Source organism: Arenimonas sp. (genome assembly GCF_035312645.1).
Lineage (GTDB): Bacteria > Pseudomonadota > Gammaproteobacteria > Xanthomonadales > Xanthomonadaceae > Arenimonas.
Window position 1 is genome coordinate 1 of the sequence record NZ_DATGBO010000109.1, and the last position, 2,856, is coordinate 2,856.

At 65.7% G+C, this 2,856-nt stretch carries 2 protein-coding genes and 1 pseudogene; all 3 read right to left on the bottom strand.

The features are described 5' to 3' along the window. Positions 1-1,124 (bottom strand): MFS transporter (locus VKM35_RS10200; RefSeq protein ID WP_324320913.1); only part of this gene is annotated, 1,124 nt, incomplete at its 3' end. An 83-nt stretch (positions 1,125-1,207) separates the two neighbouring features. Beyond that, positions 1,208-2,527 (bottom strand): DUF4785 domain-containing protein, encoded by a 1,320-nt coding sequence (locus VKM35_RS10205; protein ID WP_324320914.1) that lies wholly within the window; start codon positions 2,525-2,527, stop codon positions 1,208-1,210. 11 nt (positions 2,528-2,538) lie between these two features. Then, positions 2,539-2,856, bottom strand: a pseudogene (locus VKM35_RS10210) (hypothetical protein); the annotation flags it as partial.

The window sequence follows — 2,856 nt, forward strand, 5'->3', positions numbered from 1 at the left end:
CCGCGCAACGCATAAACAATCCAAGCGAACGCCGTCACCACCGCGCCCGCGAGGAACGCCGCGAAGCCGCCCTGCCACTGCCACATCAGCGCCGACAAGCCCGCGCCGAGAACACCACCGACGCCCGATGAAAAACCGTACAGCAGACTCTGCCCGGCAGCGGCGCGTTTGCCGGGGAAGAAGTCCGCCATCTGACGCATGCAGCAGGCGTGGAAGATCGCGAAGCTGAAAGCATGCGTCAGTTGCGCGGCGATCATCCAACTCAAGGAATCGGCGAAGATCGCGGTGACTGCCCAGCGCAGCACGGTGATGCCGATGCAGAAACTCATCAGCGCCGGTGCGCCGAAACGCGCGATCAGTTTCGGCGCCTGCCAGAACATCGCGATCTCGATCAGCACGCCCAGGCCCCAGAGCAGGCCGATCACCGTGCCGCTGTGGCCATGCGCGGCCAGGTGCAAGGTGTAGAAAACATAGAACGCGCCGAAGCCGGCCTGCATCAGCAGCGCGACCAGCAGGAAGCGACGCACGCCCGGACGTTTCCACAGATGACCGGCATCGCTGACGCTGTCGAGATGCTCGGGCGGCACGTCGTCGCGATGCGGCCAGGCGGCGCCGACCATCATCGCCAGCAAGGGCAGGGTGACCCAGGGAAACGCCGTGCTGCCGAGATGGTCAAGCAGGCCGCCATAGGTCGAGGCGACGATCAGAAAACCCACCGAACCCCAGACGCGGATGCGTCCATAGTCGGCACTGCGCGCACCTAACGCGGCCAGCGTCATCGCTTCGAACTGCGGCATCACCGCGTTGTAGACCAAGCCGAACACCGTCATCACCGCGAACAGCGACCAGGCGCTGCGCGTGAGCGTGAAACCGGAAAAGCACAGCAAGGTCAGCAGCGCGCCGGCGACGAACCAGTGGCCGGGCCGCGCACTGCGCTGCACGTAACGCGCCCACAACGGCGGGCCGACGATGCGTGTCGCGTACCAGAGCCCCAGCATCGTACCGACGACATAACCGCCATGCCCAAGCGCAGCGACCCAGCGACCGATATACGGTGTGTAGGCGCCGAGGGCGGCGTAGTAGCAAAAGTAGAACGCCGCGTAACGGCGCAGGTCGGCATCCATGCGGGCGCTCGAATGAAAACGGCCGGGCGTTGGCCCGGCCGTCATTCTCACCCATCGTGTTGCGCGCGCCTACTGGCGCCGGATCATTCGCCGCTATCGAAGCGACGCGCGCCGCCACGACCAGGCGTCGGCACGATCACGCCGGGCTTGTTCGGTGCGATCACCGCGGGCTTCGGCGACGGCAATTGCGCGACCACGGGCGCCGGCGAACCGAAGCGCGCCGCGAGCTCGCGACTTTCCAGCTGACCCATGCGGCTCTGGTCGTTGAGTTGTACCTGCCGTACTTCGAACGGTGCGCCATAACCCGCAGGCAGATGCGCGCGTTCGAAGGTCAACGTCAATGCGCGTTGGCCGCGTTCGAACCACGCCGCGCTGTGCGCTTCCGACACCGGGCGCGCGACGCCGTCGGGCCCGGTCGCGAACAAGGTGCCGCGCAATTCGTAACGCCCCGGCGAACCGACCTGCACCGGCAGGCGGAAGCCGAGATTCATCGCGTCGAAGTCGTAGCTGCTGCCCAGTCTCGCAGTCGGCTGTGCGACGGAAATCGCGGTGCGGGTATCGCGCTGGATGCGACCGCCGCCATCGCTGGCGCCGGCGAACACCTGCACATCCCAAAGACCGGGCTCACTTCCGGCATCGACCGGAATGCGCGCCATTGCACGCTGCATGCCGTTGCTGCCGGCCTTGAACACGATGTCGTAGCTCTTGCCCGAGGGCGACACCAGCAAGCCCGCGAGTTGCGAACCAGCAAGACCGGTACTGCCCTTGCCCAGCATCGCGCGCACTTCCACCTCGCCACCGGCGAGCAGGTTGGCGCGGTCGGTGCTTGCGTGCAGCACATACGGACTGGCGGGTTCGAACACGTGCACGAGATAGCGACCGTTGGCCGCGCTCATCTGCAACTGGAAGCGGCCCTGTCCCTGCGCCGCATCGATCTGCACGACCGCGGCGCCGCTGTCGATCGGCATGCCGGCCTGCTGCAATTGCGCGGCGGTGGTCCGCTGCGAAAACGCCAGCGCGCTGGCGATCGATTTGCCATCGCGCAGGAGATCGAGACGATCAGGCGAAACCGGCGCGGCTTTGCCGATCGGGCTGATGCGGATCACCGCGCCAGGCGCGCTGGTATCGATCGCAAAACCTTTGCTCAGTTCGATGCCTTCGACCTGCGTCCAGAATTCGCGGCTTTCCGAGGTGTAGGGCGTCTGCTCGCCGACGCTGGCGTTCGGATCCAGTGCCCAGCTGAAAGACAGTGGTTTGCGTTCGATCTGGCCGGCAGGTGCGGGCAGGGCGACGAGACCATCGGCGACGAGATCGCCGCGGCGCGGCGTATCCACGCCAGAATTGATGGCCAGCACCGGCAACGACACCGACGCGAGGATGAGGGCGATGAGTTGATTGCGCATGGGTGCGGTCCTCACTTCGACATGTCGGTGCGGAGAATCGAATCGAGCCCGAAACAGGCCCGGCGACTCTGGTTGTGCGACAGCGGTTCGCTGCCGGCCATGCGACTCTTGTCCTGGAACCAGACCGTGCCCGCGGCCGATTGACTGCTGCAGTTGAGGAAGCCGTCCGAGCAGGTGTTCAACCACAGCTGCGTGGTTTCCAGTCCGACGTTTTCGAAATAGCCGCCGCAGTAACTGTCGGAATCCCAGACCGCGGAATCGACATCGGTGCCGACCACGGTGCGGAAGGTTTTCGGCAGCGCCGGCCGCCCGCTGGTGCCATAGAGATT

Excerpts from the sequence above, each read along its gene's own strand:
- VKM35_RS10205 (WP_324320914.1), bottom strand. The coding sequence starts at position 2,527 with ATGCGCAATCAACTCATCGCCCTCATCCTCGCGTCGGTGTCGTTGCCG.